The following is a 16,255-nucleotide window of genomic DNA, read 5'->3' as shown; positions in this document are numbered from 1 at the left end:
GTCCTGCTCGTGTGAGGGTCAGGCCCTGTACGCTCATCGCAGTGCCGATGTCTCTTACGCGTCTCAAAGGAGAACAGGATGACCACTGACGTGACAGCCAGCTCTGAGGAGGCGTTGCTCAGCCAGGCCTCGACCCGGTTTGGCTCAGTCACCGACTCCCGGTTGAGCCCCGACCTGGCTGACGCGGTGAGGACCCTGGCCGCCCGTGGCGCGGTGCTGCTGCGCAACGAGGACCAGACGCTGCCGCTGGGCTCCGAGGAGCCGGTAGCCCTGCTGGGACGTGTCCAGAAGGACTGGATCGCGGTGGGCTACGGCTCGGGCGGCGACGTCAACGCCCCCTACGTCACCAACCTGCTGGACTGCCTGCGTGAGCAGGGGGTCGCCGTTGACGCCGAGCTGGCCTCGCTGTACGAGACCTGGTGCCAGGACAACCCGGTGGACCCTGGGACCGAGTGGGGCACGTGGCCGCTGAGCTTCCCTGAGACGGAGCTGGCGGACGACGTCGTCGCTGCGGCCGCGCAGCGCGCGCGCACCGCCGTCGTGGTCATCGGCCGGGCTGCAGGTGAGGACCGTGAGTCCGCCCTGGAGCCGGGCTCCTACTATCTCCAGGACGCCGAGCGCCGCCTCCTGGAGCAGGCGGTGCGCTCCTTCGAGCGCACCGTGGCGGTGGTCGTCACCGGCAACGTCATGGACCTGGCCTGGGCCGAGGAGCTCGGGGTGGACTCCCTGCTCCTGGCCTGGTGCGGGGGCATGGAGGGGGCGCGCGCGATCGCGGACGTGCTCACCGGTGCCGCCGAGCCTGGCGGCCGCCTCACCGACACGATCGCCCGGACCTACGAGGACTACCCCTCCTCCAGTCACTTCGGTGACCCGGAGGCCAACGAGTACACCGAGGACGTCTTCGTCGGCTACCGCTACTTCGAGACCTTTGCCCCTGAGGCGGTCCTCTACCCCTTCGGCTTCGGGCTGGGCTACTCCACGCACGAGATCACGTCCGAGGGCGTGGAGCTGACTGAGGACGGTGCCTGCGTGGCGGTGACGGCCCTCAACACCGGCGACCAGCCCTCCTCCACCGTGGTCCAGGTCTACGTGGCCAAGCCCGGTGGCGGCCTGAGCCAGCCGGTGCGGGAGCTGGTGGGCTTCGGCCGCACCGAGCGGCTGGCACCGGGTGAGGGTGAGGAGCAGGTCATCGACGTCCCGTGGCGGGACATGGCCTCCTACGACGACTCCGGCGTGACCGGCCACCGCTTCGCCTGGGTCCTGCCGGCCGGCACCTACACCTTCTACGTCGGTTCCGACGTGCGCTCGGCCCAGGCCGCCGGCAGCGTCGAGGTCGAGGAGACCCTCGTCGTCGAGCAGCTGGAGCAGGCGGCCGCTCCTGCCCCGGAGCACCCCTTCGAGCGCCTGACACGCCTGGAGGACGAGTCCGGGACGATCGTCCGCGGCTCGGAGCCGGTGCCGGTCAGCGAGGTGGACCTCAAGGAGCGTGTGCTCTCGCGTCTTCCGCAGGCGCTGACCCCGGCCGAGGACCAGGGTGGGGATCCTGTCCGCTTCGAGGACGTCCAGGCGGGCCGGGTGAGCCTCCAGGACTTCGTGGCCTCCCTCAGCCCCAAGGACCTGTCCTGCCTGGCGTACGGTGACGTCACCATGGACTCCCCCCTGGGCGCCAAGGGCAACGCCGGTGCGCTGGGAGGCGTGACCGAGGAGCTGCGTGCCCTGGGCGTGCCGCCGTCGATCACGACTGACGGCCCCTCGGGTATCCGCCTGGCTGCCACCGCCTCGCTGCTCCCGTGCGGCACGGCCCTGGCCTCCACCTGGGACCCGGAGGCGGTGGAGCAGATGGCCACGCTCCACGGCCAGGAGATGGCGGCCCTGGGCTCGGACATCCTGCTCAGCCCTGGCATGAACATCCACCGTGACCCCTTGTGCGGACGCAACTTCGAGTACTACTCCGAGGACCCGCTGCTGACCGGCCTCATGGGGGCCGCCGTCGTCTCCGGTGTCCAGTCGACGGGGCGGGCGGCCTGCCCCAAGCACTTCGCGGCCAACAACCAGGAGACCAACCGCATCTTCAACGACTCGCGGGTCTCCGAGCGTGCCCTGCGCGAGATCTACCTGCGCGGCTTCGAGATCGTCGTGACCGAGGCGGCGCCCAAGGTGCTGATGACCTCCTACAACAAGGTCAACGGCGTGTGGGCCCACTACCACTACGACCTGGTCACCACGATCCTGCGTCGCGAGTGGGGCTACGAGGGACTGGTCGTCACTGACTGGTGGATGCGCATGGCTCAGGACCCGACCTTCCCGCAGCTGCGTGACTCCGCCTACCGCGTGCGTGCGGGCGTGGACGTCCTCATGCCGGGCGGTGACACTCACTTCTCCACCGTCCGTGACGACGCGATCATGGACTCCTACGGCAAGGAGGAGGGCATCACCCTGGGGGAGATGCAGGCGACGGCGGCCCACGTGCTGCGCTTCCTGCTGTCCTGACCGCAGCGGCCTGAGCCGCCGGGACTGACGGGGCGCCCCGCAACCATCACGGTTGCGGGGCGCCCCCGTGCGTCCGGCCCCGCCGCTGCCTGCGCGCGGTGGCGCGCGTGGCGTGACCGGTCTGCGTCCTCCAGCGAGCCGGTGGTACCGAGCTCGGCCTCGACCAGCCCGGTCATGCGCACAGCCTCGGAGTGGACGCGCTGGAGCGTGTGGACGGTGGAGGCGGGCAGGGCGATGTCGCGTCCCTCGCGCTGGATGAGCTCGGTGTAGCCGCGGATGCGGCGCATGACCTCCAGGCCGTCGAGGTCGGGCAGCATCTGCTCGTCGTCGACGACCAGAGCTCAGACAGGGGACCCGTCGGGCCGGGTCTGAGCGGTAGCAGGGGTAGTCATAGTCGGGAGTCAACACGATTCTTCTGTGATGAGCCTGTGAATGACGAAGAACTCTGTGCGTGACACCAGTGCGTTACAGTCGGGAGGTCCGCGGTCCCGTGCCCGTCAGACGCACGGCGCCGTTGCTCGCCCGGCCCCGAAGAAGGTTCACGTGTCCAAGAAGCTCGTCATCGTCGAGTCGCCGAACAAGGTCCGTTCGATCGCGGGGTACCTCGGTGAGGACTTTGACGTCGAGGCCTCGGTCGGGCACATCCGTGACCTCGCCCAGCCCTCCGAGCTGCCGGCTGCGGAGAAGAAGGGGCCGTACGGGAAGTTCGCCGTCGACGTGGAGCACGGCTTCAAGCCCTACTACGTGGTCAACCCGGACAAGAAGAAGACTGTCGCCCAGCTGAGGAAGGCGCTCAAGGACGCTGACGAGCTCTACCTCGCCACCGATGACGACCGCGAGGGCGAGGCGATCGCCTGGCACCTGCTGGAGGTGCTCAAGCCCAAGGTGCCCGTCAGGCGCATGACCTTCACCGAGATCACCAAGGAGGCGGTCACCCGTGCCCTGGCCTCCACGCGAGAGCTGGACACGGACCGGGTCGACGCCCAGGAGACCCGTCGCATCCTGGACCGCCTGGTGGGCTACGAGGTCTCCCCGGTGCTGTGGCGCAAGGTGCGTGCAGGGCTGTCGGCCGGACGCGTGCAGTCGGTAGCCACCCGCCTGGTGGTCGAGCGTGAGCGTGAGCGCATGGCCTTCAAGGCGGCGGGCTACTGGGGGGTCGAGGCCGAGCTCGGTACCACCGGCTCGCTGGAGGACGCAGGGCGGACCTTCACCGCGCGCCTGGCCACCCTGGACGGGCGCCGCGTGGCCACAGGGCGCGACTTCGGCGACGACGGCGCCCTGCGCCCGGCCGCTGTCAAGGCTCAGACCGTCCACCTCCACGAGGGCGGGGCCCGCGCCGTCGCCGACGCCGTCATGGCCTCGGCTCCCACGGTGACCGAGGTGGAGACCAAGCCCTACAAGCGTCGTCCGGCGGCGCCTTTCACCACCTCCACCCTTCAGCAGGAGGCCTCGCGCAAGCTGCGGATGAACCCGCGCGAGACCATGCGGGTGGCCCAGGGCCTGTACGAGAACGGCTACATCACCTACATGCGTACGGACTCCACCGTGCTGTCCGGGCAGGCGGTGGCTGCCGCCCGTGCGCAGGTCGCCGAGCTCTACGGTGCCGAGTACGTGCCCGCTAAGCCGCGTCTGTACGCCACCAGGAACAAGGGAGCCCAGGAGGCCCACGAGGCTATCCGGCCTGCTGGGGACCACTTCCGCACCCCGGCTCAGGTGGCTGGTGCGCTCTCCGGTGCCCAGTTCCGTCTCTACGAGCTCATCTGGAAGCGCACCGTCGCCTCCCAGATGGCCGACGCCGTCGGCTCCACGGCCACGGTCAAGGTGGAGGTCCCGCTCAAGGAGGCCAAGGGTGGTTCTCGGGACTCCGGCGTCACCTTCCGTACGGCCGGTTTCACGGCCTCGGGCACGGTCATCACCTTCCGCGGCTTCCTGGCCGCGTACGAGGAGGGACGCGACGCCGAGCGCTATGAGACCGAGGCTGGCGGCAAGGCGGGCGCGGGGGGTGCGAGCGAGGTGCGCCTGCCGGCCATGGAGGTCGGGGACGTCCTGGACGCCAAGGGAGCCGAGGCGTCGGGTCACGAGACCACACCGCCGCCTCGATACACCGAGGCGAGCCTGGTCAAGGCCCTGGAGGAGCGCGAGATCGGACGCCCCTCGACCTACGCCGCCACGATGTCCACCATCGCTGACCGTGGTTACGTCGAGCACCGCGGTCAGGCCCTGGTTCCCACCTGGCTGGCTTTCGCCGTGACTCGTCTGCTGGAGGAGAACTTCTCCGAGCTCGTGGACTACGACTTCACCGCCTCGATGGAGGCGGACCTGGACCGTATCGCCGCAGGAGAGGAGGACCGGGTCGCCTGGCTGACACGCTTCTACTACGGTGACGGCGCTGCTGAGGGAACGGACCAGGAGGGTGAGCACGGTCTGAAGGCCATGCTGGACAACCTGGGCGAGATCGACGCGCGCGCGGTCAACTCCATCGAGATCGGTGAGGGTGTCACCCTGCGGGTGGGGCGCTACGGGCCCTACCTGGAGGACGAGGCCGGCAAGCGTGCCAACGTCCCGGCTGACGTCGCCCCCGACGAGCTGACGGTGGCCAAGGCCAAGGAGCTGTTCGAGCGTGCGGCCGACGACGGACGCGAGCTGGGTACGGATCCGTCCACGGGGCACGTCATCATCGCCAAGGACGGGCGCTACGGACCCTATGTCACGGAGGTCCTGCCAGAGCCTGAGGGGGAGGAACCGAACGAGGGCGTGGCGGCCCCCAGGAAGCGCACGAGCAAGGCGAAGGCTGGCCCCAAGCCGCGGACGGCGTCGTTGTTCAAGAGCATGGACCTGTCCACGGTGACGCTGGAGCAGGCACTGGACCTGCTCAGCCTGCCGCGCGTGGTGGGTCAGGACGCCGAGGGCGTGGACATCACGGCGCAGAACGGGCGCTACGGACCGTACCTGAAGAAGGGCACGGACTCCCGCTCCCTGGAGAGTGAGGAGCAGCTGTTCACGGTGACGCTGGAGCAGGCGCTGGAGATCTTTGCCCAGCCCAAGCGCCGGCGCGGCCAGGCGGCTCCCAAGGCACCCCTGCGTGAGCTGGGGACGGACCCGGTCTCGGGGCGCCCGGTGGTGATCAAGGACGGGCGCTTCGGCCCCTACTTCACTGACGGGGAGACGAACGTGACGCTGCGTCGCGGGGACGACCCGGCCACGGTCGCCCCTGAGCGGGCCTATGAGCTCCTGGCTGAGAAGCGGGCCAAGGGTCCCGCCAGGAAGCGCAAGACGACCACCCGCAAGACGACGGCGAGGAAGACGACGACGCGCAGGACCTCGGCACACAAGCCTGCTGACTGACGTGCGTGGCCCGGGGCCCTGGCTGCCAGCAGGGTCCCAGGCCCTTCTACGGGTGCGAGGACGTCATTGCGCCTCGAACATCTGGGTGAGCAGGCTGGCTGCCGTCTTGCGCACGTCGCGCCGCTCACTCAGGGCGGTGACAGCCGCACCGTCGACGATGGCGATGACCATCTCAGCGCTCATCGGTACGCCCAGCCCCTTGACCACCCTCGTCATGGCGGTGTTCAGGCGCTGCCGGCCTTCGCGGTAGGCCCGGCCGACCGGAGCGAAGTCGCCTGCCGACAGCAGCTGGATGTAGTGGCCCATGTAGGGTCCGTGCGGCGGCAGGGTGGCGCTGAGGAGCAGGCGGACCGCCTCCTGTGTGCTGGCAGTGGTCTCCAGCGCCTCGACCTTGTCTGCCACCGCCTCGGCCCGTTGGGCCCAGATGTTGATATTGACCCGTCCTGCCTCGTACAGGAGGTCGTCAAGGCCCGTGAAGTAGTAGGTCGTTGCGGACAACGAGCAGCCAGCACGCCGGGCTACTCCACGGTGGGTCACCGCGGTGGGTCCGGATTCACGGATGATCGCGGCCGCGGCTTCAATGAGGCTCTGGCGTCGCGCCTCACCCTTGAAAGTCGTGGCAGTCCTTGGGGAGTCAAGTTCTACCATGTCAGGATCTTAAGGCGTCTGAGTCTGCGAGGAGGCTTTTTCCCTGGTGGACGGATGAACTGGGTTCATGAGACGAGGTTGGAGCGCACACGCGCGTGTGAGGTGATGAGGGTCAGGAAGGCGATGACGGCGATGGCCGTCAGGAAGTAGGACGGCGCCAGGCCTGAGCCCGTGACGGAGATGAGCCAGGTCGAGATCAAGGGGGTCGTGCCGCCCAGGAGGGTGTTCGCGGTGTTGAAGGACAGTGCGAAGCCGGAGTAACGGACCTGGGTCGGGAAGAGCTCGGCCAGAAATGAGGCCAGTGTGCCGTCATTGAGGGACAGGACGAGGGCGAAGATGATCTCGCAGATGATGAGCAGCAGCAGTGAGGCCTCGCTCATGAGATGGAAGAGGGGGATCGTCAGCACGGTGAAGGCCAGGCAGGCCACCATCATGATCCGCTTGCGGCCGAAGCAGTCCGAGACGTGCCCGATGAAGGGGATCACGAGGATGTACACCGTGAGGCACACTGACGTCGCCAGTGTCGCCTGGGTGCTGGGTAGACCCAGCTCGGTGGTGGCGTAACTGGGCATATAGCTCAGGAGCATGTAGAAGGCGACGGCGTTGAGGCAGGAGACCCCGAATCCAGTCAGCAGGGCCGGGCGGTGACGGATCACCAGCTCCTTGAGAGGCTCGGACCAGCGACGGCTGCGGGGTGCGGCTGTGGCTGCCTCGCCCTTGTGCTCCAGCTGTTGACGCATCGCGGTATAGGTGGGTGAGTCCTCCAGATGGAGGCGGATGTAGCGGCCAACGAGGCCGAGGGGGCCTGCCAGCAGGAACGGGATCCGCCACCCCCAGGAGTGCATGGCGGCATCATCGAGGGTGGTGTACAGCAGTGAGACGAAGAGGGAGCCAACAAGCAGACCGGTGGCGGTCGAGGCGGGCACGAGCGAGACATAGATGCCGCGGCGTCTGCGTGGACTGTACTCGGCCAGGAAGGTGGCGGCTCCGGCGTACTCCCCGGAAGCCGAGAAACCCTGCCCCATGCGGGCCAGCAGGAGCAGAATGACGCTGCCTATGCCAAGCACCTCGTAGCCCGGGATGCACCCCACCGCGAAGGTCGAGCCTGACATAATAAGGATGGACCAGGACAGCGCCCAGCGCCGACCCTTGCTGTCTCCCCAGGCTCCCCAGATGATGGCTCCGCAGGGACGCAGGATGAAGGAGATCGCGAAGACCGCGAAGGCTGACAGCAGCTGGGCGGTCGGGCTGGTGCTCGGGAAGAACACCTCACCGATGATGACGGCGAGGTAGCCGTAGGAGGCATAGTCGAACCACTCGATGAAATTGCCGATGAAGGAGGCGGTCGCGGCCCTGCGGACAGCGTGGCCCCGCTCGGCGTCGTGGGAGGAGTCTTCATGGGTAGGGGTGGTCATGGCAGCTCGCCGCCCTGAGCCTGGGCCAGCTCAGCAGGGGCCTGGGAGGGATGGCGCCGTCTGTCCAAGGCATCAACAATGATGGGAGCGAAACCTCCGCCGACGATGAGCAGGCCCCCAAGGGCACCGAGGGCGGTGAGTGACTCGTGGAAGAAGAGGAGTCCGCAGGCGATGGCGACCGGGCACTCCCAGTAGGAGATCGTCGACATCTCGACAGCGGGGAGGTTGCGTCCGGCCACGACGAGGAAACCGAGGGCGAACAAGCCACAGACCAGGAACAGCCCCGCTGCCCACGCCCAGTTGGAGGAGCTGAAAGCTGATACCCCGTGCCAGGGCTTGAGGATGAGGGACATGCACAAGGTAGCCACTGCCGCCCAGGTGAAGTTCCATGTGCCACGGACGATGGAGTCCATGTCTTTGCGGTAGCCGTTGAAGAACAGGGCCATGCCGTAGAACACGCCTGACAGGAGACCGAAGAGATCACCTAAGGGTTTGTTGGGGTACTCAGTCGAGGAGGCTGACAGGTCAAGCCCAAAGCGCAGTCCTCCCTCGTCCCAGCCAATGATCTCGATCGTCAGCAGCATCCCGATGAAGACCAGGAACAGGAAGCAGCCTGAACGCAGGCTGACCTTCTCCTTGCGGAAGATGCTCGCCAGGATCGTGCAGAACAAGGGGCCGGTGTAGATGAGGAAGACCGCGTTGGCGATTGAGGTCATGAGGGTGGAGGAGATGTAGAAGCCGAGTGACAGGCCGATGCTCACCCCTCCCATGACCACGGCAGGGCTCAGCCGGGTGCGACGAAAGAGGCTGGTCCTCTTCATGATCACCAGCAGGAGGGCAAAGCCGATGAGTCCGGTGGTCATACGCCCGAAGGCGAGGAAGGACCCGATGACGGACTTGTCGGCGTCGGCCAGGCCTGCGGTCGCTCCGCGGCTGAAGGTTCCCACCAGACCCATTCCGGTGGCGGACAGGAGCATGGCCACGGCTCCCAGCCTCTTATTCATGGTGTAGGTGTCGGACGTCGTCGTCTGGCTCGTGGTTGTGGTGCTCATGGTGGTTCCTTCGCGAGGAGGCGGGGCCTGTCATCTCCCATGTGGCGGCGGGGCGCGTCTGTCCGCCACAGGGGAGATGGGGCCGGGCTGTGCGGCGTCTTGTACAGGCGCCGCACAGCCCGGGGTCGTGTTCCCGTCAGACGAGGGTCGGGTCCTCGACCTGGTTGGGGAAGTAGTCCTCGCAGCCGCCCTCACGGTAGACGTCTGCGGTGGCGCAGTGCAGGGCTCCACCGAAGGGGTAGGCGTCGCGGAACGGGACAGGGATGACGTTCATCCCGAGCTTGTCCATCTGCTCCATCTGGTGGACCTCGCTGGCCTCGCAGATGACGGTCTTGTGGTCCAGGACCAGGCAGTTCATGGACAGCCAGACCGAGGAGTAGCACAGCGGCGGCGGGGTGTCGTGGGCCGGCTTGGCGGCATCGACGATCTGCCAGTCGTTGGCCTCGAAGATCTTGCGCTGCTCCTCGGGCAGACGGCGGTGCGGGTTGTTGATAATCAAGCCCGGCCGCAGCGGCACGAAGGTCGCGTCGATGTGGATCGGGTAGGGGTCACCTGGGAAGTTGACCGCGTGCACGCGCAGGTCAGGGTAGTAGCGCTTGAACCACTCCATGGCCGTGCGGTTGGTTGTCAGCCCGTGCTGGATGAACAGGTCCTTGCCCAGGCGTAGCACGTCGGCGGCGTCCCACATGGGCTCAACCTCAGTGGTGACGAAGTCCTTCGCGGCGGTGCGCTCCAGACGCTCCTCCAGGGAGATCTTCTCGTCGTAGTAGTTGTGCTTGTAGGAGGCGTCGGTCAGGCGCGGGCGGGGAGCCTGGGTCCACTTGAACTCCGGGTCCTTGTCGAAGTACTCCTTCATCAGCGGCCAGTAGGCCAGGTACTCGAAGTACCGGCAGCGGAAGGAGTTGGCGGAAGCCATGATCTCGTTGCCGATGGTGAGCAGGATGTCGCGCGGCGGCATACAGGTCATCATCGAGTCGTTGGAGAAGTCGGGGGTCTGGATGTGCTGGTTCCACTGCAGAGGCGTGGGACGGTCAACCTTGACGCCGTGCTCCTCCAGGGTCTTGGCCAGGAAATCGAGCTGGGCAGCAGCCTTCTCGACCGTCTCGAGGGGGCGTAGCCCCCACATGCCGCGCATCTCGGAGTCGATCGGCACCTTCTCAGAGGTGGCGGGCTCCTCCGGCGGGATGACAGAGTTCTCTGCGCGCCCGACGATGACGTGCTTGAGCGGGTCGAAGTCGTTCCATGAGTTGACGATCTTTGTCATGGTGATCACTTCCTTGTGATTCTTGGGTTGGTGGAACGTTCTGAGGACTGAGGAACAGAGGACCTTGGGCTTTCACCTCCTGCGGCGAGACGGTCCCCACTGGCGTGCTCGCTGCCCTGTGGGGCTATAGGCGGGTACGAGCAGGGCTTGACAGGGTTGGCATTGGTGGGCGGATGTCATCTGGACCGCCGTAGTCACCACCGGGGGTGATGATGGTTCCCGCGTGACCAGCGATGATCTCGGCCGCGTCCTGGAGGCGACCGATGGCCGCCATGTCCCCGGTGAGCTCAACGAAGCGGCACACAGCCTCCACCTTGGGTCCCATGGACCCTGCCGGAAGGTTCATCGCGCGCAGGGACGCAGGAGTTGCCCTGTCGACCCGCTTCTCGTCAGGGCCACCGAATCCCACGCGCACGCCGTCGACGTCGGTGAGGATGAGCAGGGCGTCGGCATCCAGGTGCTCGGCCAGGACCGCAGCCGTGAGGTCCTTGTCGATCACCGCCTCGACCCCCTCAAGCTTGCCCTTGGCGTTGCGGATCACGGGTACGCCGCCCCCACCTGAGCAGATGACGATGGCACCGGCCTGGAGCAGGACCCGGACCATGCGAGTCTCGATCGCCCGCTGCGGGGTGGGCGAGCCGACCACGCGACGCCAGTAGTCGCCGTCGGCCTTGACGACCCAGCCCTTCTCAGCAGCCAGGGCCTTGGCTGTGGCCTCGTCGTAGACCTCGCCGATGAATTTTGTGGGATTGGTGAAGGCGGGATCACCCGACAGCACGAGGGTCTGGCTGATGAGGGAGGCGACGTGGCGTCCAGGCAGGGCGTTCTGCATGGCCTGGAGGAGCCAGTAGCCGATCATGCCCTGGGTCTCGGCACCGAGGGTGTCGAAGGGATAGGGCTCGCTCAGCCGCTCATCATTGGCAGATTCCAGGGCCAGTGTGCCGACCTGGGGGCCATTGCCGTGGGTGATGATGAGCTCATGCTTTTGCGCTAGTGGTGCCAGGGCACGGGCGGCGCGCTCGACGTTGGCGATCTGGCTGCGGGCATCAGGCTTCTCCCCGCGCCTCATCAGGGCGTTGCCACCCAGGGCGACGACGATGCGCATGATCAGTCCCAGCTTCCCAGGGTGGCGACCATGACGGCCTTGATCGTGTGCATGCGGTTCTCGGCCTGGTCGAAGGCGACATTGCGCTCGGTCTCGAAGACGTCGTCGGTGACCTCCAGGCCGTTCATGCCTGTCTTGGTGAAGATGTCCTCGCCGACGCTGGTCAGGCGGTCGTGGAAGGCGGGTAGACAGTGGAGGAACTTCACGTCCGGGTTGCCGGTGAGGGAGACAAGCTCGGAGTTGACCTGGTAGGGACGTAGCAGGGCGATCCGCTCGTCCCACACCTCCTTGGGTTCTCCCATGGAGACCCACACATCGGTGTAGAGGAAGTCGACTCCGGCCACGCCGGCAGCGACATCATCGGTGACGGTGATCCGTGCCCCGGAATCGGCTGCCAGACGCTCGGCCTCGGCCAGGACCTCAGGTGCGGGGTGGAGGGCCTCGGGGCCGACCAGGCGGACGTCCATGCCCATGAGGGCACCGGACAGGAGGAGGGAGTTGGCAACGTTATTGCGGGCGTCACCCAGGTAGGCCAGGGAGATCTGCGTCAGTGGCTTGTCGGAGTGCTCGATCATGGTCAGCTGGTCGGCCAGGGCCTGGGTGGGGTGCCAGTCGTCGGTCAGGCCGTTCCACACCGGCACGCCGGACAGCTCCGCCAGCTGCTCAACGTGCTCCTGGAGCTTGCCACGGAACTCGATGCCGTCGAACATGCGGCCCAGTACGCGGGCGGTGTCCGCCACGGACTCCTTGTGGCCCATCTGCGAGCCCGAGGGATCGAGGTAGGTCACGTGCGCACCCTGGTCGTGTGCAGCGACCTCGAAGGAGCAGCGGGTACGGGTGGAGGTCTTCTCGAACAGCAGGGCGATGTTCTTACCAACCAGGCGCTGGACCTCACGGCCGGCCTTCTTGTCGGCCTTCAGCTGAGCAGCAAGGTTGAGCAGAATGCTCCATTCCTTGGCGGTGAGGTCGAGCTCCTTGAGGAAGCTGCGCCCCTGCAGTGGGTGGGTCATGGCTGGACTCCTTTGTCTAGCGTGGATGTGGTCATGGTGTTGGAGGCAGTGGGGGAGAAGGTCAGTCGACCGGCTTGCGCAGGACCGGGCAGCTCATGCAGTGAGGACCGCCACGGCCGCGGCCGAGCTCTGAGCCGGGAATGGTCAGGACCTCGATGCCCTTGCTCGTCAGGTACCGGTTGGTGTTGACGTTGCGGTCGTAGGTGATGATGGTGCCCGGCGCGATCGCGAGGGAGTTGGCGCCGTCGTCCCACTGCTCGCGGGCAGCGGATCGGGAGTCCTGCGGCGTGGTGAGCACGGTGATCTCATCGACTCCCAGTGCCTGCGCGATGACGTCGTGCATCTGCTCCGGGGCGTTCTCGGTGACGACGATGTCCTGTGGCCCGTCTCCGGGACGCAGGGTCAGGGTGGGGAGCATCCCTGCCCCCGCGTACTTCGTGAAGGTCGCTCGGTCGACCATCGTCATGATGGTGTCCAGGTGCATCTGGGCCCGGCTCTTGTGCATTCTCACAGCCACGACCTCGCGTACACCCCCTGCGAACAGGCTGGCGGCCAGGTGTTCCACGCCCTGGGGGGTTGTGCGCTCAGAGACGCCGATCATCACCGAGTCGTTGCCGATGACCTGGATGTCCCCGCCCTCGATGCTCATGTCCCGCCCCTGGACATCGTTGTTCCACCAGGGGAAGTCTGAGGCGGTGAACAGGGGGTGCCAGGTGTAGATGGCCTGGTAGTTCAAGGTCTCGCGCCTGCGGGCACTGCGCCGCATGGTGTTGAGCGAGACGCCGCCGTAGATCCAGCTGGAGGTGTCGCGGGTGAACAGGTGGTTGGGCAGGGGGGACAGGAGCAGGTCCTCGTCATCGAAGGAGGACAGGACGAGGGAGGGGACGCGGGTGACCTGCTCGAGGAGCTCAGCCTTGGTGATGCCCGCGATGAGCATCTGCGCGATCACCTCCGCAGGAGCATCCTGTGCCCACTCCCGGATGACGCGGGCGGCGGCGCAACCGGTGAGGTCTGTCCCCAAGGAACCGTCGAGCAGGAATTCGCGCGCCTCGGGTACGCGCAGGGTGTCAGTGAGCAGGTCCTGTAGGTACAGGACGTTGGTGCCGCGTTTCCTGAGCGTGGCCGCGAACTGGTCATGCTCTTGCTGGGCGCGCTCTAGCCACAGGACGTCGTCGAAGAGCAGGGAGTCCTTGTTGTCTGGGGTGAGCCGGTCCATCTCCCTACCGGGGCGATGGAGGATGACGGTCTCAAGCTCACCAATCTCTGACGCGACGGATAGCTTCATGGGTCTCATCTCCAGCACAGCGTTGTGCCTAGGGTGGGGAGGCGTTCTCGCCTCGTTGATTGGTACAACCGTACTAATAAAACTTGGTATTGCAAGAGTTCTGAGCAAAGAAATAGTACGTCTGTACGAAAGTGCAAAGAATACTTATAGATCCGATGGAATAATCCTTTTATATGACTGGCGTCACGTCATTGGGTGGGGTGTGCGCGGTGTGTGGGATGACGGCGCGACGGGATGATTTTGTGGAGAAGCACAAAGGTTGCTGACGTCTCTCACCGTCTGGCGACGGCTCGCCCCCTGGCGACCGGGTTTTTCTCTCTCGCGGCAGTGACCTCACCAGTGGGTGCCTCCGGCGCAGTGCTACTGGCTAGGTGACCGGAGGAGGCCGGAGTGGTCGGCGCGGGGTCCTGCGGGGGGGGGTGATGGGTGCCGGGTCCTGCGGAACGGCGGACTCCCTGGGCTCGGTCGGTGTGGGTCGCCCCCTCATCCCTCACGCGGTCGCTTTCGCTCCTGAACAGTCGGTTTCCAGCCGGTCAGCAGCGTGATCGACTGTTCGCAGGCGAAAGCGACGCATGGGGGATGGCGAAAGCGAAGGGGTGCGCGGGGGCCGGGAGGTCACCCCTTGACGCCACCCTCCTGGACGCCCTTGAAGAACTGCTTCTGTGCCAGGGCGAACAGGATGATGACGGGGACGAGAGCGATGACCGTCCCTGCGGCTACCACTCGCGGGTTCGATCCGAAGTTCGACTGCAGGTACTGCATCCCCACCGTCAGGGTGTACTTCTCAGGGTCGGACAGGACCACCAGGGGCCACAGGAAGTCGTCCCAGGCTCCGATGAAGGAGAACAGGGCGACGACCGTGACCATGCCGCGGATGTTGGGCCACACGATGTGGCGGATGCGCTGCCAGGTGGTGGCGCCGTCGATCTCGGCGGCCTCGATGATGTCCTTGGGGATCATCGCGCAGGCGGTGGTGATGAGCAGGACGTTGATCGCGCCGATCGCACCGGGCAGGAACACGCCTACGAGACTGTTGGCGAAGCCGAGGGACTTCACCGTGAGGTACTGGCTGGTCAGCGTGACCTCACCGGGCAGCAGCAGGGTGGACAGGAACAGGCCGAAGAAGAGGGCCTTGCCCTTGAACTTGAGCACTCCCAGGGCGTAGCCGGCGCAGGTGCAGAAGAAGACCTGGCTGATGACCGTGGCGATCCCGACCAGCAGCGAGTGCCAGGCGTACTTCACGATCGGGATCGTGTGGGAGACCGTGGCGTAGTGCTCCAGGGTGGGGTGGCGTGGGATGAGGTTGGGTGGGAAGGCGTAGATGTCCTCCATCGAGCCCTTGAGCGAGGTGGACAGCTGCCACACGAAGGGGAAGACCGCGATGACCGCGATAAGGATGAGCAGGGCGTAGCGCACGACCGCTCCACCCGCAGTGGGCTTGAGGAAGTCGGACTCGCCCTTGCGGCGCCAGAAACGGTCCTTGTACGGCTTGGAGAGCGTGGTGGTGGTCATGCCTGTGCCTCCGGGTCCGTGCCGAGGCGGGTGGGTGAGGTCTGTGCGGTACCAGCCGGCAGGCTCGACGTCGCTGTGAGCGGAGAGGCGCTCTGGTTGTGGGCGGCCACCTGGTTGCGGGTGGCCACCTGGTTGCGGGCGGCCACGCCTGCGCGAGCCTTGGCCTTGGCGGCGCGCAGGGCCTTCTTGTGGGCCTTGCGCTGGCGCGCGGCGTTGCGCATCGCTGCGATGTCGGTGCCGTTGTTGAGGAAGGCGGTCAGCAGCAGCGGGCCGATGGTGAGAAAGAAGAGCATGACCGACAGCGCCGAGGCGTAGCCGAGCTGGCCGTCCAGACCCGAGCCCTTGCGCTGGATCAGCATGACCAGGCTCATGGCCTGGCCACCGGGACCGCCAGAGCCGTTGGTCAGGATGTAGATCTCCGAGAAGATCCTCATGGCGGAGGTGGTGATGAGCGCTGAGACGAGCAGCATGGCTCCGCGCACGCCAGGGACCGTGATGGACCAGAAGCGTCGCCAGGCGCCCGCACCGTCAAGGGCGGCTGCCTCGTGGAGGTCACGGCCAATGTTCCCCAGAGCCGCCAGGTAGACGACCATGTAGTAGCCCAGTCCCTTCCATGTGGTCAGCAGGATCGAGCACACCAGGATCCACCAGCGGTTGGTCAGGAAGTCGACCCCGGTTCCGCCGAGGAACTCGATGGACTGGTTGATCACGCCCCGGGAGTCGAACATCCAGGACCAGATGATGCCGACCACGACCACCGAGGCGATGACCGGGAAGTAGTAGACGGTACGGAAGAAGGACATCCCCGGCATCCACTTGGAGATGAGCAGGGACAGCAGCAGGGGCAGGAAGGTCAGCAGTGGTACGCAGGCGACGACGTAGACCAGGCAGGTGACCAGTGCGTAGCCGACCTGGGGGTCGTGGAGCACCTTGGCGTAGTTGTCGAAGGCGACGAAGGTCGCCGGACGCAGCGGTCGCGCGTTGGTGAAGGACAGGACGATGGTGTTGAGGAACGGCCACAGGGAGAAGACCAGGACCCACAGCGCTGCGGGAAGCAGCAGCAGGTAGGGGGTCAGGTGCCGGTGCAGTTTCATGTTCCTCCGTCCGTCGGTGGGGCTCAGTGTGCGCT

At 66.4% G+C, this 16,255-nt stretch carries 12 protein-coding genes; 2 read left to right on the top strand and 10 right to left on the bottom strand.

Annotated elements, in window-relative coordinates:
• Positions 1–78: 78 nt before the first annotated feature.
• Entirely contained in the window at positions 79–2,490 is a 2,412-nt protein-coding gene (locus HRL51_RS10875; RefSeq protein WP_172119185.1) for a glycoside hydrolase family 3 protein, read from the top strand.
• On the opposite strand, the gene HRL51_RS10870 is transcribed toward HRL51_RS10875, so the two are convergent.
• Positions 2,412–2,807: a hypothetical protein gene (locus tag HRL51_RS10870; protein WP_172190989.1), complete on the bottom strand. Its 396-nt coding sequence runs from the start codon at positions 2,805–2,807 to the stop codon at positions 2,412–2,414. The genes HRL51_RS10875 and HRL51_RS10870 overlap by 79 nt on opposite strands.
• Before the next feature lie 226 nt (positions 2,808–3,033).
• On the opposite strand from HRL51_RS10870, the gene topA reads away from it, so the two are divergent.
• A complete protein-coding gene (topA, locus tag HRL51_RS10865; protein ID WP_172191794.1) occupies positions 3,034–5,835 on the top strand; it encodes a type I DNA topoisomerase in 2,802 nt (933 codons plus the stop codon).
• A 63-nt stretch (positions 5,836–5,898) separates the two neighbouring features.
• Here topA and HRL51_RS10860 read toward each other — a convergent pair whose 3' ends face one another.
• The 9 genes from HRL51_RS10860 to HRL51_RS10820 form a co-directional block, all read right to left on the bottom strand.
• A complete protein-coding gene (locus HRL51_RS10860) occupies positions 5,899–6,483 on the bottom strand; it encodes a TetR/AcrR family transcriptional regulator (protein WP_172119187.1) in 585 nt (194 codons plus the stop codon).
• A gap of 65 nt (positions 6,484–6,548) precedes the next feature.
• On the bottom strand, positions 6,549–7,898 hold the full coding sequence (locus HRL51_RS10855; protein WP_172191792.1) for an MFS transporter: 1,350 nt from the start codon (positions 7,896–7,898) through the stop codon (positions 6,549–6,551).
• On the bottom strand, positions 7,895–8,950 hold the full coding sequence (locus HRL51_RS10850) for a DMT family transporter (RefSeq protein WP_172119189.1): 1,056 nt from the start codon (positions 8,948–8,950) through the stop codon (positions 7,895–7,897). The genes HRL51_RS10855 and HRL51_RS10850 overlap by 4 nt, the downstream gene beginning before the upstream one ends.
• Positions 8,951–9,086: 136 nt before the next feature.
• Positions 9,087–10,214 (bottom strand): serine/threonine protein kinase, encoded by a 1,128-nt coding sequence (locus HRL51_RS10845; protein ID WP_172119190.1) that lies wholly within the window; start codon positions 10,212–10,214, stop codon positions 9,087–9,089.
• Positions 10,215–10,338: 124 nt separating this feature from the next.
• The gene (gene arcC, locus HRL51_RS10840; RefSeq protein WP_172119191.1) at positions 10,339–11,319 is read right to left on the bottom strand and encodes a carbamate kinase; all 981 of its coding nucleotides are present in this window, start codon (positions 11,317–11,319) and stop codon (positions 10,339–10,341) included.
• Between the two features lie 2 nt (positions 11,320–11,321).
• Positions 11,322–12,329, bottom strand: coding sequence for an ornithine carbamoyltransferase (gene argF / locus HRL51_RS10835; RefSeq protein ID WP_172191790.1), 1,008 nt, complete (start codon positions 12,327–12,329; stop codon positions 11,322–11,324).
• A gap of 61 nt (positions 12,330–12,390) precedes the next feature.
• On the bottom strand, positions 12,391–13,614 hold the full coding sequence (locus HRL51_RS10830) for an arginine deiminase (RefSeq protein ID WP_172119193.1): 1,224 nt from the start codon (positions 13,612–13,614) through the stop codon (positions 12,391–12,393).
• A gap of 615 nt (positions 13,615–14,229) precedes the next feature.
• A complete protein-coding gene (locus HRL51_RS10825) occupies positions 14,230–15,126 on the bottom strand; it encodes a carbohydrate ABC transporter permease (RefSeq protein WP_172119194.1) in 897 nt (298 codons plus the stop codon).
• Positions 15,123–16,220 (bottom strand): carbohydrate ABC transporter permease, encoded by a 1,098-nt coding sequence (locus tag HRL51_RS10820; RefSeq protein ID WP_172191788.1) that lies wholly within the window; start codon positions 16,218–16,220, stop codon positions 15,123–15,125. Before HRL51_RS10820 ends, HRL51_RS10825 begins: the two co-directional genes overlap by 4 nt.
• Positions 16,221–16,255 lie beyond the last annotated feature (35 nt).

The organism is Actinomyces faecalis (assembly GCF_013184985.2).
GTDB classification, from domain to species: Bacteria; Actinomycetota; Actinomycetes; order Actinomycetales; family Actinomycetaceae; genus Actinomyces; species Actinomyces faecalis.
This window is presented reverse-complemented; position numbering and strand designations above follow the sequence as displayed.